The organism is Streptosporangium sp. NPDC020145 (assembly GCF_040631275.1).
Lineage (GTDB): Bacteria > Actinomycetota > Actinomycetes > Streptosporangiales > Streptosporangiaceae > Streptosporangium.
Map to the genome: position 1 here is coordinate 103898 of NZ_JBEXZT010000024.1, position 14795 is coordinate 118692.

Below are 14795 nucleotides of genomic sequence, written 5' to 3' on the forward strand. Positions count from 1 at the left end.
TCCTGTCAGATGCTGGTGAAGGCCACGGCGACGTCGTGTCCGCCGAACCCGAAGGAGTTGTTGATCGCGGCGATCTGGCCGTCGGGCAGCGCGCGCGGCTTGTCACGCACGATGTCCACCTCGACGCCCTCGTCGAGCTCGTCGATGTTGATCGTGGCGGGGGCGATCCGCTCGTGCAGCGCCAGGATGGTGAAGACCGACTCGATGCCACCGGCGCCGCCGAGCAGGTGCCCGGTCATCGACTTGGTGCTGGTGACCAGCGGGTGGTTGCCGATGACCTCGCTGATCGCAACCGTCTCGACCACGTCACCCGCGGGGGTGGAGGTCGCGTGCGCGTTGATGTGCTTGATGTCGGCACCGGTCAGGCCGGAGTTCTCCAGGACGCGGCGCATGGCCAGCATGACGCCCGCGCCGAGGGGCTCGGGCTGGGCGATGTGGTGCGCGTCGGCTGAGTAACCGACGCCCGCCGCCACCGCGTAGATCTTGGCGCCACGCGCGAGGGCGTGCTCCTCGGACTCCAGTACCACGATGCCGGCGCCCTCACCGAGCACGAATCCGTCACGGCTCTTGTCCCAGGGCCGCGAGGCGAGGTGGGGCGCGTCGTTGCGGGTGGACATCGCGCGCATGGCGGCGAAGGAACCGATGTTCAGCGGGTGGATGGCCGCCTCGGTGCCGCCCGCGACCACCACGTCGGCACGTCCGGAGCGGATCATCTCGATGCCGTATCCGATCGACTCGGCACCGGTGGCGCAGGCGCTCACGGTCGCGTGCACGCCGGCGCGGGCGCCGATCTCGATGCCGATCCAGCCTGCGGCGCCGTTGGGCATCAGCATCGGCACGGTGAAGGGCGACAGTCGCTGCCAGCCCCTCTCCTTGAAGGTGTCGTAGGCGGCCAGGACCGTGGTGATGCCGCCGATGCCGCTGCCGACGACCACGCCGAGACGCTCGGGGTCGACCTTGTCGATCGCGGCGTGCGCCCAGGCCTCACGGGCCGCGACCAGCGCGAACTGCTCCGCGCGGTCCAGCCGCCGTGCCTCCGGCCGGGGCAGAACCTCGGTCGGGTCCACGGCGGCCGCGGCTGCGAACTTCACCGGGACTGAGTCGACCCAGTCCTCGGTGAGGTTGCGAACCCCCGACTGACCGGCGAGAAGCGCCGACCAGGACGAGGCGACGTTCCCACCGAGGGGCGTGGTCGCGCCGAGCCCGGTGACGACGACGCGTACCTGGTCTGTGTTCACTGTCTTGCGCTCCTTGTGATTCGCGGGCCGAAGCCGGTAGGTGTCCAGAGACCTTTCTCAGTTCTGGATGAAACCGATGACGTCCTTGACGGTCTTGAGGTTCTTGAGCTGCTCGTCGGGGATCTCGACGCCGAACTCGTCCTGGGCGGCGACGGCGATCTCGACCATGGACAGCGAGTCGATGTCGAGGTCGTCAACGAAGCTCTTCTCCGGGCTGACCTCGGAGGCCGGAATCCCGGTGATCTCGTTGATGATCTTGCCGATACCAGCGAGGATCTCCTGCTCGGTCAGGGCCATGTCGAGTGTTCTCCTTGGGATTGGGTGGTGATGTTGGGTCTTCTTGGGTTTTGCACGGCCGGAGCCGTACAAGCTCTAGGGGATCTCGACGACCTGGCCGGCATAGGTGAGGCCGGCGCCGAAACCGAGTAGCAGGGCGAGTCCGCCCGACTGGACCTCGCCGCGCTCGACCATCCGGGACAGGGCCAGCGGGACCGAGGCGGCGGAGGTGTTGCCCGCCAGGACGATGTCCCTGGCGATGACGGCGTTCTCCGCGCCGATCTTGCGGGCGATGGCTTCGATGATGCGCAGGTTGGCCTGGTGGGGCACGAAGGCCGCGAGGTCGGCGGGGTCGACTCCGGCGGCCTCGCAGACCTGCTTGGCCACCGGGTGCAGGGCCGTGGTGGCCCAGCGGAAGACCGTCTGGCCCTCCTGGGTCAGGTGGGAGGCGCGGTCCTTGATCATGATCGCCTCGGACTTGTCGCCCGCGCTGCCCCACACGACGGGACCGATGCCCGGGGTCTGCGAAGGGCCGACGACCGCGGCTCCCGCACCGTCGGCGAAGATCACCGCGGTGCTCCTGTCGGTCCAGTCGATCCACTGGGAGAGCTTCTCGGTGCCGATGACCAGGACGTTGGTCGCCGATCCCGAGCGGATGGCGTCGTCGGCGACGGCCAGGGCGTAGCAGAAGCCGGAGCAGGCGGTGTTCACGTCGAACGCGCCCGGAGACTCGATGCCGAGGCGGGTGGCGACCCTGGCGGCGGCGTTGGGGATCTGGGCTTCGAGCGTGCAGGTGGCGACGATCACCAGGTCGATGTCGGAGGCCGAGAGCCCGCTGGTGGCCAGGGCCTTGCCGCCCGCCTGCACGGCGAGGTCGATCTCGGACTCGGAGGCGGGGGCGATCCGGCGCTCCTTGATGCCGACCCGGCTCTGGATCCACTCGTCGTTGGTCTCCATGGTCGCCGCGAGATCGTCGTTGGTGACCACGTTGGACGGCTGGTAGTGGCCCAGTGCCAGGATCTTCGCGCCCGGAGCGCCCTGCCGTACTTTCACTTGAGGGCCTCTCGTGCCGCGTCCAGGTCGTCGGGGGTCTTCAGGGGGACGGCCTTCACGCCGCGCAGGGCGCGCTTGGCCAGGCCGGTCAGGGTGCCGCCGGGGGTCAGCTCGATCATCGTGGTGACGCCCATGTCGGCCATGGTCGTCATGCAGGCGTTCCAGCGGACCGGGTTGGCGATCTGGTTGACCAGGCGCTCGACGAACTCGGCGCCGCCGGCGACCGCGGCGCCGTCGGCGTTGGACAGCAGCGTGACGGCGGGGTCGTTCGGGGTGATGGCGGCGGCGGCCGTACGCAGACGGTCGACGGCGGGGGCCATGTGCTCGGTGTGGAAGGCGCCCGCGACCGACAGGGCGATCAGCCTGGCACGGGCGGGCGGGTCGGCCTTGAACTCCTCGATCTGGGCCAGGGTGCCGCCCGCGACGATCTGCCCGGCACCGTTGACGTTGGCGGGGGTGAGACCGTGCTTGTCGATGGCGGCGAGCACGTCCTCCTCCTCGCCGCCGAGGACGGCGATCATGCCGGTCTCGGTGACCGCGGCGGCCTCGGCCATGGCCAGGCCGCGCTCGCGGACGAGGGTCAGGGACTGCTCGGGGGTCAGCACCCCGGCCAGCGCGGCGGCGGTCAGCTCGCCCACGCTGTGCCCGGCGACGACGTCGGGGGAGGCCCCGAGGACCTCGGCGACGGCCAGCCCGGCGGCTACGAGCAGTGGCTGAGCCACCGCGGTGTCACGGATCTCGTCCGCTCCCGCGGTGGTCCCGTAGGAGATCAGGTCGAGACCGATCAGGTCGGACCACGCGGACAGGCGGTCCGCCAGACCCGGTAGCTCAAGCCACGGGGTCAGGAAGCCTGGAGTCTGGGCGCCTTGGCCCGGCGCGACGAGTACGAGCACGAACCCCAGCGTGCCCTGTAGAACTTCGCTACACGGATAGGGATTCTGACGAACTTTGTGTTCACTCTCTTGTAGGAAGCCTACAACGGAGGTTTCTTGGAGATTACCGGCAAACCACTATGTGACGTCCGTCTCGGACAAGCGGCCGAGAATGAGCCCGACCTGCAGCGTGAAGGCAGAGCGGCCCTCGGTCGGCTGGTAGCCCGTCAGCTCGGTGATCTTCCGCAGGCGGTAGCGAACCGTGTTCGGGTGCACGAACAGTAACCGGGCCGTGGCTTCCAGGGAAGTGCCCTGCTCCAGATAGGTCGCCAGGGTGTCGAGGAGGGGCGTGCCCGCGAGCGGGACGTAGACGTTCTCGATCAGCTGGCCCCTCGCGTCGGCGTCACCGTCGATGGCCCGCTCGGCCAGCAGGTCCTCCGCGTGGACGGGCCGGGGGGCGTCCGGCCAGCCGGCCGCCGCCCGCAGCCCGGCTATCGCGGCCCTGGCCGAACTGGCGGCCGCCTGCAGGTCGTTCACCTCGGGGCCGATCACGACGGGGCCGGGGCCGAAACGCGGCACCACGTGCCTGGCCGCCGCGCCGACGCTGTCCGCGCCGCCGACGATCACGATCAGGCGGCCGCCCTGGACACCGGCCAGCATGTCGAGGCCGGATCTGCGGCCCCGGTCGCGCAGCCCGTCGATCACCGCCTGCGGGTCGTCGTCCGGCGTCTGCCCGGCCAGCACGACGACGGGGGAGGAGGTCCAGCCGAGCGCCGCGGCCCACGAGTGCAGGCCGTCGTCGACCTCGCCCCTGACCAGGGCGTCCACGATCAACGCCTCAAGGCGCGCGTCCCAGGCGCCGCGCGCCTCCGCCTCGCGCGCGTAGACCTGCGCGGCGGCGAAGGCGACGTCACGGGTGTAGCGGAGCATCGCCTGCTGGAGCTGCGCCTCCCCGCCCGGCGCGGCCAGCTCCCCGGTCTGCGCCTCGACGACCTCGACGACCATGCGGACGATGTCGACCGTCTGCTGCAGCGAGATGGAGCGCTTCAGCTCTCTCGGCGCGGTGCCGAAGAACTCGATGCTGGGGGTCAGGCGGCCCTCTCCGGCGTGCTGGAACCACTCGACGAACGCGGCGATGCCCGCCTGGGCGACCAGCCCGACCCACGACCTGTCCTCGGCGGACAGGGCGCGGAACCACATCAGCCGCTCGTCCATCCTCGACATGGCGGCCGTTCCCAGCGTTCCCATGGCCCGCTCCAGCCTGCGGGTGGTGTCCTGCCGTATCCGGTCCGAGGCGAGATCCCCCTGCCCGGCCCCTGCCACGGCGTCGCTGTGTCTGCTGGCTCTCTCGCTCCGCTCCCTCACGTGATAAGAGTGCCAGGTCGCGAGGGATGCGCCAGCCGCGGCCGGAGGCCCGAGCGCCGATCCCGGGGGCGGTCAGATGACGGCGACGGCCGTGATCAGCCCGATGACCACGTGGGTAACCGCGAGAAGACGTGTGCCCGGCTGCAGGTCGGACTCCGTGACGAGTTCGCGGACGGAGATCCCGACCACCCTGTCGAAGGCGAGCATCGCCACCGTCTGCACGGCGATGCCGGCCAGCCCGAAGACCAGGGTGGCCAGCAGTCCCTCGTGCAGGGCTCCGCCGGAGGACCAGATGGAGGCCGCGACGATCAGTCCGACGGCGGTCAGGCCGGAGGCGGTGAGCATCGTGGCGTTGGGATTGCGGTCGACCCTGATCAACCTGCTGAGCTTGCCGGGGATGGCGAGGTCGATCACATAGAAGCCGATGATCAGCAGGATCACGCCGAGCACGGCGTAGGAGGCGATGGCGAGGGCGCCGCGGCCGAGGGTCTCGGCGAGCGAGACGGTCTCCGTGCCCGCGATGGCGAGCGGCTGAGGGGTGGGGATCATGGTTCTCTCTTTTCGGGCTCTTCTGGGCTTTCAGGCGGAGCCGAGGGGGCCTCAGAGTTCGATGCGGTGCGGGACGAAGGATGAGGTGTCGTCGGTGACGAGCCCGGATGTCTCGCGGATGCCGACCCCGGCCGCCTCGTCGTGGACGACCCAGGCGCCGAGCACCGGACGCCAGCCGTCGAAGAGCGGCAGCGCCTGGAACTCCTGGTGGACGTGCCCCTCGGCGCCGTAGTCGCCCGGGGTCTCGACGCTCGTGCCGGGGGTGACGATCCGCATGCCCGCGCCCTCCCTGCCGAGCAGTGGCTTGACGATGTAGGAGGTCAGGTCGCGGGGGCCGTCGAGGTAGGCGGGCAGCAGGTTGGGATGGCCGGGGTACAGCTCCCAGAGCACCGCGAGCAGCGCCTTGTTCGACAGCAGCATCTTCCACAGCGGCTCGATCCAGGTCGAGGAGACCTGCTGGCGCACCGCCCTGGCGCCGAAGGGGTCGGCGACGGCCCACTCCCAGGGGTACAGCTTGCACAGGGAGCGGATCACCCGGCGTTCCATGTCGACGAAGCGCAGGTTGAGGCCGTCCCAGCCGATGTCCTCCATGGCCACGGCGATCGTGCTCAGCCCCGCCTGCTCGGCGGTCTCCTGGAGGTAGGCGATCGTCATCGCCTCCTCACCGGTCTCGTCCATCCTGGTCCAGGCGAAGTGTGAGGGCCCGGTCGGCAGCCCCTCGGCTATCTGCCGCCACCGGTCGATGAGCCGTTCGTGGATGGAGTTCCACTGGTCGTCGCCCGGATGGCGGTCACGCAGCCAGAACCACTGCACGACCGAGCTCTCCAGCAGGCTGGTCGGGGTGTCGGCGTTGTACTCGAGCAGCTTGGCCGGGCCGGTTCCGTCGTAACGCAGGTCGAAGCGGCCGAACAGGTGGGGGTCGCCGCGCCGCCAGGAGTCGGCGATCTCCTGCCCCGCCCACTCCGGCACGGCGAAGTCGGCGTAGCGGCCCCGCTCGACGACGTGCTCGACGGCGTGCAGGCACATCCGGTGCAGTTCCTCCACCTGGGCCTCAAGGCTGAGCACCTCGTCCATGGAGAAGACGTAGTGCGCGCCCTCGTCCCAGTAGGGGCGATCCAGGCCGCCGGGATGGGCCGTGCGGTGATAGGCCAGCCCCTGGCTCTCGATGATGGCCTCCCAGCCGTCGCGGGGAGGCGAGGTCTCGCGTCTCATCCGCCCGGGTCAGCTTCCGCCGCTGCCCCAGCGGCTCCCGAAGCCGCCTCGCTGGATGACCGTTCCCTTGCGGGTCGTGATCCGCACGTCGGAGGGACGCACCGTGGTGCCGTGGCCGATCCGGGTCCCCGTCCTCACGCCGCCGTAGTACCACCGGTAGGCGCCGTGGGAGCCGTGGTAGCTGCTCTCGTCGTCATCGTCGCAGTAGTCCTCGTCGACGACCGTGTACGAGCCGTCCGGCTGGTAGCTGTTGAGGTCGACGCACTCGGCCCCGACCTCCTCGTAGTCGTCCTGCGCCGAGCAGTAGCCGATCAGGAGCAGCGAGACGACACCGATCCCGGTGAGGGTGATGACCTTCGTCGCCTTGGACCCCGAGGGGGTGACGTCGTGCTTTCCGCCGGAGTTCCGGCCGGCGGCCAGGGGGTGTTTCGGACTTGCGGCCATCGGGCTCCAATGAGATACGTCGACACAGGGTATCGGTGCTGTTTTGTGTGTTCAACTGCCCAACTGGGGCGGGAAAAGTGGGGAGTGTCGGTATCGACGCGTAACGTGACAAGTGTGAACCGTACCGACCGGCTGCACGCTCTGCTCGGGGAACTCCGCGCCGCCTCGCCCGAGGCCCTGCCGGTGGGCGAGCTCGCCGTCAGGCTCGGGGTGAGCGCCCGTACGGTCGAACGTGACGTCTCCGACCTGCGAAGATCCGGTGTGCCGGTGCGCGCGCGGACGGACGGGGACGGTGGCTACCTTCTCGGTGAGGGCATGACCCTGGGTCCGCTCGGCCTGACCCGGGAGGAGGCGGCGGCGGTCGTGGCCGCGCTCTCCCGGGAGGAGGAGGGGCCGGCCCGGGACGCCCTGCGCAAGCTGGAGGCCGCGCTGCCCGCGCAGGGGGCGCGGGAGCCGGCCGTACGGCCGGGCACGGCCGCCGAGGCGGAGCCGTATCCCCGGGTTTCGGCGGTGGTCGAGCGGGCGCTGCTGCACGGGCGGGTGCTCAGGATCGAGTACGAGGACCGGCGTGGACGGGTGAGCGTCCGCGAGGTCGAACCGACGGTCCTGGTCGGCGGGCGTGGCGGGCACTGGTATCTCGTGGGTGTGTGCAGGCTCAGGCAGGACGTCCGCGCCTTCAGGCTCGACCGGGTCGGCAGGGCCGAGGAGACCGGTGAGGCGGCGCCCGGGCACCCGGCCGACTGGGCCGAGGGTCTGGGATGGGGGTCAGCCCCGGCGTGAGGCGCCCGCCCGGTCGCCGAGCGTGAGAAGCACCTCGCGCAGCAGGTCGGCCAGGGTCCGCGCGCTCTCCTCGGAGACGCCCGCCAGGAGGTTGTCGTGCGCCTCGGTCGTGGCCAGGGCGAGCTCCTCGGCCCGCCGGACGCCCAGCGGCGTCAGGCACACCCAGGAGCTGCGGCCGTCCGCCGGGTCCGGCTCGCGCTCGACGAGCCCGGCGGCGGTCAGCCGCTGCAGAATGTTGCTCGTCCCGCCGGTGGTCAGCGAGGAACGGGAGGCGAGCATGCTGGGCTTGAGGCGATGGGGGGCGCCCGCCCGGCGCAACGTCGCCAGCACGTCGAACTCGGCGTAGGTCAGGCCGTACTCGCCGAGCACGGTCTGGGTGACCTCCTCGACCATGGACTTCAGCCGCCCGACACGCTTGATGATCTCCAGTTGGACGGTCGCGGCCTCGGGCAGCTCCGCTCGCCACCCCTCCATCATCTCGTCGACGTGGTCCCGTCCGGCGCTGTCTCCCGGTGCCATGGATTGAGGATAGCTCTCTCCCCTGATAGCTTTTGAGAAAGCTTTTCTGATTGCTTTCTTGGTAGGGAGATGTTCCATGCGCATGCTCATCGCCGGCGGAACCGTCGTCGACACCGACCCCGAGGTGCGCGTCCTGCCCGACGCGGACGTCCTCATCGAGGACGGGGTGATAGCCGCCGTCGGGGCGAACCTGGCAGCGGAGGACGCCCAGGTCCTCGACGCGACGGGCATGATCGTGCTGCCCGGCCTCGTCGACACGCACCGGCACATGTGGCAGAGCGTCCTGCGTTCGATCGCGGCCGACACCACGCTGGGGGACTACCTCGACCTCGTGCTGGGCAGGCTCGGCCCCGTGTTCCTGGCCGAGGACGTCCACGCGGCCAACCTGTGGGGCGCGCTTGAGGCGCTCGACTCCGGGACCACCACCGTCTACGACTGGTCGCACATCCAGATCACCCCCGGTCACACCGACGCCGCGCTCGACGCCCTGGCCGGGTCGGGAATCCGCTGCGTCTTCGGCTACGCCCCTCCCGGAGCCGGGAGCGACCCGCGCCGGCGGGCGGAGGTGCGGCGGATCGCCGGGCTGAGCCTGCCCGCCCTGGTGACCCCGGCCCTGGCGGCGCTCGGGCCCGTCTACGGCCCCGCGGAGGCGGCCAGGGCCGACTGGCTGCTGGCCCGCGAACTCGGCCTCCAGATCAGTGTGCACGCCACCGGGACCGGGACCGTCGAGTGGCTGCACCGCGAGGGGCTCCTCGGGCCCGACGTGATGTTCGTGCACGGCAACGGCTTCACCGACGAGGCGATGGGGCTCATCGCGGACAGCGGCGGCGTCGCCTCCGTCGCCCCGGCCGTCGAGTCCCAGATGGGGCACGGCCTGCCGGAGACAGGCAGGTTCCGCGGCTTCGGCGTCACGACCGGGCTGGGCGTCGACACGGTCACCGCAACGCCGGGCGACATGTTCGCCGTGATGCGCGCCGCGTTCGCCGCCGAGCGGGCCAGGGGAGGATCGCTCACCGCCGCCGAGGTGCTGCGGATGGCCACCGTCGAGGGGGCCGCCGTACTCGGCATGGACGGCCTGATCGGCTCGCTGCGGCCGGGGAGGCAGGCCGACGTCGTCATGCTCCGCGCCGGGGACCTCGGCCTCGCGCCGGTCCACGACCCGGTCGGCGCCGTGGTGACCGCCGCGGGGCCGGCCAACGTGGACACCGTGATCGTGGCGGGCCGCGTCATGAAGCGGGACGGGCGGCTGCTGCGCGCCGGCACGCGCGGGGCGCTCGACGCGGTGTCCCGCTCGGCGGCGCGGATCGCGCGGGCCGCGGGCACCCCGACCCCGGCCTGAAACGCTTCCGGCCTGGGACCCCGGGCGCCCGGCCGACCGCTCAGCGCAGCGCGTTCAGCACCGAGTCGAGCAGGCCGGGGAAGCGCGTGTTCAGGTCGTCACGCCGCAACCTGACCAGGCGTGAGCGGCCGTCCATGGTGGTCAGGGTGACCCCGGCCTCCCGCAGGACCCGATAGTGGTGGGACATCGTGGACTTGTGCACGTCGATGCCACTGCCGATCTCCCCGCAGTTCTCACCCTCGCTCCTGGCGAGTCTCGCCAGGATCTCAAGCCGCACCGGATCGGCCAGCGCGTGCATGACCTCGGCCAGCTTGATGTCATCCGCAGCGGGATGCCATGGCTCGCGCATCAGTTCACCCGCACCTTCACGGATCCATCCTAGTGCCGAGATAGCACAGTTGAGGGAATGTCAAACCATTTGTCACCTACAGAATCCTTCCGGTAACTCCGTAGGGGTTTTCCCGGTCGATGTCCCTTCTGGGATCACGAAGAGGGGCAGGTGGTGCCGTTCTCGGGGACCTTCCCGTCGAGCAGGTAGCCGTCGGTGACCCGCTTGACGCACGAGTCGCCGGACAGGTAGGCGCCGTGCCCCTCGCCCTTGTAGGTGACCAGCACACCGGTCTTGAGCTGGGAGACCAGCTTCGGTGCCCACTCGTACGGCGTCGCGGGGTCCCCGGTGCCGCCGACGACCACGATCGGGGCCGAGCCCGTGGCGTCCACCCGCCTGGCCTCGTCGCTGCCGGGCACGGGCCACGCCGCGCACAGGGCGCCCATTCCCGAGCCGCCGAACAGCGGGGAGATCTCCAGGGAGGCCTTCTCGGTCCTGTCGAGCTGCTCCCGGGTCGGCCGCTCGGAGGTGTCCACGCAGGTGATGGCGGGGAAGCTGCTCATGATCGTCGAGTAGGAGCCGTCGGGCATGCGGGCGTTGTAGGCGTCCGCCAGATACAGCAGGATCCGGCCGTCGCCCTTGAAGCCACGGCCGAATCCCTGTTCGAGCAGCGGCCAGGTCAGGTCGGAGTACAGCGCCGCGGCGATGCCGGTCACGGCCAGGCCCTGGGTGAGCTTGCGGTCGCCGACGGGCAGCGGGTTGATCCGCAGGTCGTCGAGGAAGGCCTTGACGTTCTTGTTCGCGCCCGCGACGTCCGGCCCCGCCTCGCATTCGCCGGGTCCCTTGATGCAGTTCCTCAGGAAGGAGTCGTAGGAGTGCTGGAAGGCGGTCGTCTGGGCCAGTGAGCGCTGCTCCAGGGTGACGCTCGGGTCGAGCGGCCCGTCGAGGATGAAGCGGTGCACCTTCTTGGGGAACAGCGTCGCGTAGACCGCGCCGAGCTGCGTGCCGTACGAGATGCCGAAGTAGTCGAGTCGCCTCTCGCCGAGGGCCGCGCGGAGCCTGTCCATGTCGCGGGCGGCGTTGACCGTGCCGACGTACGGCAGAACCTTGCCCGAGGTCCGTTCGCAGGCGTTCACGAAGGCCTTGATGGTCTCGTTCTGCCTGGTCCGCTCCGCCTGGTTGGTGGCCACGGTGTCCATGGCCAGGTAGTGGTCCATGTCCCTGTCGGTGCCGCACCTGACGCCCCCGGTGCGCTCGACCCCCCGTGGGTCGAAGCTGACCAGGTCGTATCTGGTGTTCAGGCTGCTGAAGATCTTGTACGACTGGGCCATGGTGTCGATGCCGGACGCGCCGGGACCACCGAAGTTGAACACCAGGGAGCCGAGCCGCCTGCCGGGTTCGGTCGCCTGGACGCGGATCACCGCCATGTCCAGCTTGTCGCCGTCCGGTTTGCCGTAGTCCAGCGGGATCTGCAGCCGTCCGCACTGGAACCTGGGGTCGGGCCGGGGGGTCGCGCCGTCCGGGCGCCTGATGTCGGTGCAGGGGCCCCAGGCGATTCCGGTGGGGTTCGCCGTGCCGGACGGTGAGCTCGTGCCGGGCGACCAGGGCGGGACCGGGCTGGGACTCGGGTCGGAGATGTTCGCCACGGCCCCGTAGCCGCCGGGCCCGTTGGCGCTGCCGCAGGCGGTCAGCGCGGCGGAAAGGGCCGTCGCCGCAGTGGCGGCGGTCAGAATTCTTCGCATTGGGCGCCCCCCTCGGGTCAGATCGTTCGCCGGGGGAAGCGATTCCACCCTAACCGGGCGAGGCCCTCCGAAGAAGGACCCGCCCGGCGGGGTGATCAGGTCACAGTCCCATGGACTGCGTGTCGTTGCTCTCGACGCCACCGGCCTCGGTGACGCCGTTCCTCAGGTGGTACTTGGCGACGGCCTCCTTCAGCACCCGCCCGTCGAGCTCGCCACGCTTGACCAGCTGGGTGAGAACGGCCAGCGTGATCGAGGCGGCGTCCACGTGGAAGTGGCGGCGCAGCGCGGAACGGGTGTCCGACAGGCCGAAGCCGTCGGTGCCGAGCGAGGCCCAGTCACCGGGGACCCACTGGGCGATCTGGTCGGGCACCGCCCGCATGTAGTCGCTGACGCCGACGAACGGCCCCTCGACCGCGGAGAGCACCTTGGTGACGTACGGCACGCGCTGCTCGGAGTCGGGGTTGAGCAGGTTGTGCTCCTCGACGGACAGCGCCTCGCGGCGCAGCTCCGTCCAGGAGGTCGCGGACCAGACCTCGGCCGCGACGCCCCACTCCTCGGCCAGCATCCGCTGGGCCTCCAGCGCCCACGGGCCCGCGACACCGGAGGCCAGGATGTTGGCCTTCGGGCCGTTGGAGGCCGGGGCCGGGGCGAAGCGGTACAGACCCTTGAGCAGACCCTGGACGTCCACCCCCGCGGGCTCCGCGGGCTGGGCGTAGGGCTCGTTGTAGACGGTCAGGTAGTAGAAGATGTTCTCCGGCTGCTCGCCGTACATCCTGCGCAGGCCGTCCTGGACGATGTGGGCGACCTCGAAGGCCCACGACGGGTCGTAGGAGACCGCAGCCGGGTTCGTCGAGGCGGTCAGCGGGGTGTGGCCGTCCTCGTGCTGCAGGCCCTCGCCGTTCAGGGTGGTACGGCCCGCGGTCGCGCCGAGCAGGAAGCCCCGGCCCATCTGGTCGCCCAGCTGCCACATCTGGTCGGCGGTGCGCTGCCAGCCGAACATCGAGTAGAAGATGTAGATCGGGATCATGTGCTCGCCGTGCGTGGCGTACGCCGTGCTGACGGCGAGGGTCGAGGCCATCGACCCCGACTCGCTGATGCCCTCGTGCAGGATCTGACCCTCGGTCGACTCCTTGTAGGACAGCAGCAGCTCGCGGTCGACCGGGTCGTAGGTCTGGCCGTGCGGCGAGTAGATCTTGGCGGTCGGGAAGATCGCGTCGAGACCGAAGGTGCGGGCCTCGTCCGGGATGATCGGCACGAACCGGTGGCCGATCTCCTTGTCGCGCATCAGGTCCTTGAGCAGCCGGACGAACGCCATGGTCGTGGCGACGTTCTGTTTGCCGGAGCCCTTCTTGAGCTGCGCGTAGGCCGCGTCGCCCGGCAGGGTGATCGGCTTGGCGCGGACGACGCGCTTGGGCAGGAAGCCGCCCAGGGCCGCGCGCCGCTCCATCATGTACTGGATCTCGGGGTCGTTCTCGCCCGGGTGGAAGTAGGGCGGAAGGTCGCCTTCGAGCGCGGAGTCCGGGATCGGCAGGTAGAGCCGGTCGCGGAACTCCTTCAGGTCGGCCTTGGACATCTTCTTCATCTGGTGCGTGGCGTTACGCGCCTCGAAGTCCTTGCCGAGCGTCCAGCCCTTGATGGTCTGGGCGAGGATGACCGTAGGCTGGCCGACGTGCTCACGCGCCGCCTTGTAGGCCGCGTACACCTTGCGGTAGTCGTGGCCGCCGCGGGACAGCTTGCGGATGTCCTCGTCGGACAGGTGCTCGACCATCTTGCGCAGGCGCGGGTCGCCGCCGAAGAAGTCCTCGCGGATGTACTCGCCGCTCTCGACGGAGTAGGTCTGGAACTGGCCGTCGGGGACGGTGTTCATCTTGTTGACCAGCACGCCGTCGACGTCGGCGGCCAGCAGCGGGTCCCAGTCACGGCCCCACACGACCTTGATGACGTTCCAGCCGGCGCCCCTGAAGTAGGACTCCAGCTCCTGGATGATCTTGCCGTTGCCGCGTACCGGGCCGTCGAGGCGCTGCAGGTTGCAGTTGATGACGAAGGTGAGGTTGTCCAGCTCCTCACGGGCGGCCAGACCGATCGCGCCGAGCGACTCGGGCTCGTCCATCTCGCCGTCGCCGAGATAACACCACACGTGGCTGCGGCTGGTGTCCTTGATCTTCCGGTTCAGAAGATAGCGGTTGAACCGGGCCTGGTAGATCGCGGCGATCGGGCCGAGACCCATGGAGACCGTCGGGAACTCCCAGAAGTCCGGCATCAGGCGCGGATGAGGATAGGAGGGCAGGCCCCTGAAGCCGTGCGAGCGCTCCTGCCTGAAGGCGTCGAGCTGGGCCTCGTTGAGGCGGCCCTCAAGGAAGGCGCGGGCGTAGATGCCGGGCGCGGCGTGGCCCTGGATGAAGACCTGGTCGCCGGACTCGCCGTGGTCCTTGCCACGGAAGAAGTGGTTGAAGCCCACCTCGTACAGCGAGGCCGCGGAGGCGTAGGTGGCGATGTGCCCGCCGACGTTGGTCCGGGCGTTCGCGCGCGTCACCATGACGGCCGCGTTCCATCGGATGTATGCGCGGATTCTGCGCTCGACGTACTCGTCGCCGGGGAACCACGGCTCCCGCTCGGGAGGAATGGTGTTGATGTAGTCGGTGCTGCGCAGGCCGGGCACCCCGACCTGATGTTCGCGGGCCCGCTCCAGTAGGCGAAGCATCAGATAACGGGCACGAGTGCGACCTTCCGTCTTGACGACGTTGTCGAGCGACTCGAGCCACTCCTGGGTCTCGCTTGGGTCGACATCAGGGAGCTGGCTGGGTAGGCCGTCGCTGATAACCGAGAAACGCTGGCGTCCGGAAGCCACTGGGTCTCGCCTTCCGAGGATGGACTTTTGTCTGGTGTAGGTCGTCTTCCATCCTGGTCGCTTACCCCGGAAAGTGCATCTCTACTGACCGGTAACCAGGAAGACCCTGCTGGCAGGGGCCCATAAGTGGAGTAGACCACCGATGGTAGGACGAATTGTCCCCAAAGGGTACATGGGCCTGGGGCCGCCGTAACGGTCCGGGAGACGCGGAACACACCGTTCTTTCGAGG

14 protein-coding genes are annotated in these 14795 nt (G+C 69.9%); 2 read left to right on the forward strand and 12 right to left on the reverse strand.

Annotated elements, in window-relative coordinates; translation table 11 throughout:
* Positions 1 to 5 precede the first annotated feature (5 nt).
* The 8 genes from fabF to ABZ463_RS32305 all read right to left on the reverse strand — a co-directional run bounded on the left by fabF (position 6) and on the right by ABZ463_RS32305 (position 7009).
* The gene (gene fabF, locus ABZ463_RS32270) at positions 6 to 1238 is read right to left on the reverse strand and encodes a beta-ketoacyl-ACP synthase II (protein WP_352016378.1); all 1233 of its coding nucleotides are present in this window, start codon (positions 1236 to 1238) and stop codon (positions 6 to 8) included.
* Positions 1239 to 1295: 57 nt separating this feature from the next.
* Positions 1296 to 1535 (reverse strand): acyl carrier protein, encoded by a 240-nt coding sequence (locus ABZ463_RS32275; protein WP_352016379.1) that lies wholly within the window; start codon positions 1533 to 1535, stop codon positions 1296 to 1298.
* A gap of 75 nt (positions 1536 to 1610) precedes the next feature.
* Positions 1611 to 2567 (reverse strand): beta-ketoacyl-ACP synthase III, encoded by a 957-nt coding sequence (locus tag ABZ463_RS32280; RefSeq protein ID WP_352016380.1) that lies wholly within the window; start codon positions 2565 to 2567, stop codon positions 1611 to 1613.
* The gene (locus tag ABZ463_RS32285; RefSeq protein WP_362781831.1) at positions 2564 to 3460 is read right to left on the reverse strand and encodes an ACP S-malonyltransferase; all 897 of its coding nucleotides are present in this window, start codon (positions 3458 to 3460) and stop codon (positions 2564 to 2566) included. Before ABZ463_RS32285 ends, ABZ463_RS32280 begins: the two co-directional genes overlap by 4 nt.
* Before the next feature lie 117 nt (positions 3461 to 3577).
* Positions 3578 to 4687 (reverse strand): helix-turn-helix domain-containing protein, encoded by a 1110-nt coding sequence (locus tag ABZ463_RS32290; RefSeq protein ID WP_352016428.1) that lies wholly within the window; start codon positions 4685 to 4687, stop codon positions 3578 to 3580.
* Positions 4688 to 4876: 189 nt separating this feature from the next.
* Positions 4877 to 5353, reverse strand: a complete 477-nt coding sequence (locus ABZ463_RS32295) for a DUF350 domain-containing protein (protein WP_352016382.1) — start codon at positions 5351 to 5353, stop codon at positions 4877 to 4879.
* A gap of 51 nt (positions 5354 to 5404) precedes the next feature.
* Entirely contained in the window at positions 5405 to 6565 is a 1161-nt protein-coding gene (locus ABZ463_RS32300) for a glutathionylspermidine synthase family protein (RefSeq protein WP_362781835.1), read from the reverse strand.
* 9 nt (positions 6566 to 6574) lie between these two features.
* Positions 6575 to 7009, reverse strand: a complete 435-nt coding sequence (locus ABZ463_RS32305) for a hypothetical protein (RefSeq protein WP_352016384.1) — start codon at positions 7007 to 7009, stop codon at positions 6575 to 6577.
* 114 nt (positions 7010 to 7123) lie between these two features.
* Between ABZ463_RS32305 and ABZ463_RS32310 the strand changes: the two genes are divergently transcribed.
* Entirely contained in the window at positions 7124 to 7789 is a 666-nt protein-coding gene (locus ABZ463_RS32310; protein ID WP_362781839.1) for a WYL domain-containing protein, read from the forward strand.
* On the opposite strand, the gene ABZ463_RS32315 is transcribed toward ABZ463_RS32310, so the two are convergent.
* The gene (locus ABZ463_RS32315) at positions 7775 to 8308 is read right to left on the reverse strand and encodes a MarR family transcriptional regulator (RefSeq protein ID WP_362781842.1); all 534 of its coding nucleotides are present in this window, start codon (positions 8306 to 8308) and stop codon (positions 7775 to 7777) included. The two genes, ABZ463_RS32310 and ABZ463_RS32315, sit on opposite strands and share 15 nt — an antisense overlap.
* Before the next feature lie 76 nt (positions 8309 to 8384).
* Between ABZ463_RS32315 and ABZ463_RS32320 the strand changes: the two genes are divergently transcribed.
* Positions 8385 to 9647 carry an amidohydrolase family protein gene (locus ABZ463_RS32320; RefSeq protein WP_362781845.1) on the forward strand — a complete coding sequence of 421 codons (1263 nt, stop codon included), beginning with the start codon at positions 8385 to 8387 and terminating at the stop codon, positions 9645 to 9647.
* Positions 9648 to 9687: 40 nt separating this feature from the next.
* Here the strand turns inward: ABZ463_RS32320 and ABZ463_RS32325 are convergent, their stop codons facing one another.
* The 3 genes from ABZ463_RS32325 to aceE all read right to left on the reverse strand — a co-directional run bounded on the left by ABZ463_RS32325 (position 9688) and on the right by aceE (position 14565).
* A complete protein-coding gene (locus tag ABZ463_RS32325; RefSeq protein WP_352016388.1) occupies positions 9688 to 9996 on the reverse strand; it encodes a metalloregulator ArsR/SmtB family transcription factor in 309 nt (102 codons plus the stop codon).
* Between the two features lie 134 nt (positions 9997 to 10130).
* Complete coding sequence (locus tag ABZ463_RS32330) at positions 10131 to 11717, reverse strand: alpha/beta fold hydrolase (RefSeq protein WP_362781849.1); 1587 nt, start codon at positions 11715 to 11717, stop codon at positions 10131 to 10133.
* A gap of 100 nt (positions 11718 to 11817) precedes the next feature.
* A complete protein-coding gene (aceE, locus tag ABZ463_RS32335; RefSeq protein WP_352016390.1) occupies positions 11818 to 14565 on the reverse strand; it encodes a pyruvate dehydrogenase (acetyl-transferring), homodimeric type in 2748 nt (915 codons plus the stop codon).
* Positions 14566 to 14795 lie beyond the last annotated feature (230 nt).

Bases quoted from the DNA above. Each gene is read 5' to 3' on its own strand.
- ABZ463_RS32315 (WP_362781842.1), bottom strand. From the start codon at position 8,308: ATGGCACCGGGAGACAGCGCCGGACGGGACCACGTCGACGAGATGATG.
- ABZ463_RS32295 (WP_352016382.1), bottom strand. From the start codon at position 5,353: ATGATCCCCACCCCTCAGCCGCTCGCCATCGCGGGCACGGAGACCGTC.
- ABZ463_RS32275 (WP_352016379.1), bottom strand. From the start codon at position 1,535: ATGGCCCTGACCGAGCAGGAGATCCTCGCTGGTATCGGCAAGATCATC.
- ABZ463_RS32300 (WP_362781835.1), bottom strand. From the start codon at position 6,565: ATGAGACGCGAGACCTCGCCTCCCCGCGACGGCTGGGAGGCCATCATC.
- ABZ463_RS32290 (WP_352016428.1), bottom strand. From the start codon at position 4,687: ATGGGAACGCTGGGAACGGCCGCCATGTCGAGGATGGACGAGCGGCTG.
- ABZ463_RS32320 (WP_362781845.1), top strand. From the start codon at position 8,385: ATGCGCATGCTCATCGCCGGCGGAACCGTCGTCGACACCGACCCCGAG.
- ABZ463_RS32325 (WP_352016388.1), bottom strand. From the start codon at position 9,996: ATGCGCGAGCCATGGCATCCCGCTGCGGATGACATCAAGCTGGCCGAG.
- ABZ463_RS32305 (WP_352016384.1), bottom strand. From the start codon at position 7,009: ATGGCCGCAAGTCCGAAACACCCCCTGGCCGCCGGCCGGAACTCCGGC.
- ABZ463_RS32330 (WP_362781849.1), bottom strand. From the start codon at position 11,717: ATGCGAAGAATTCTGACCGCCGCCACTGCGGCGACGGCCCTTTCCGCC.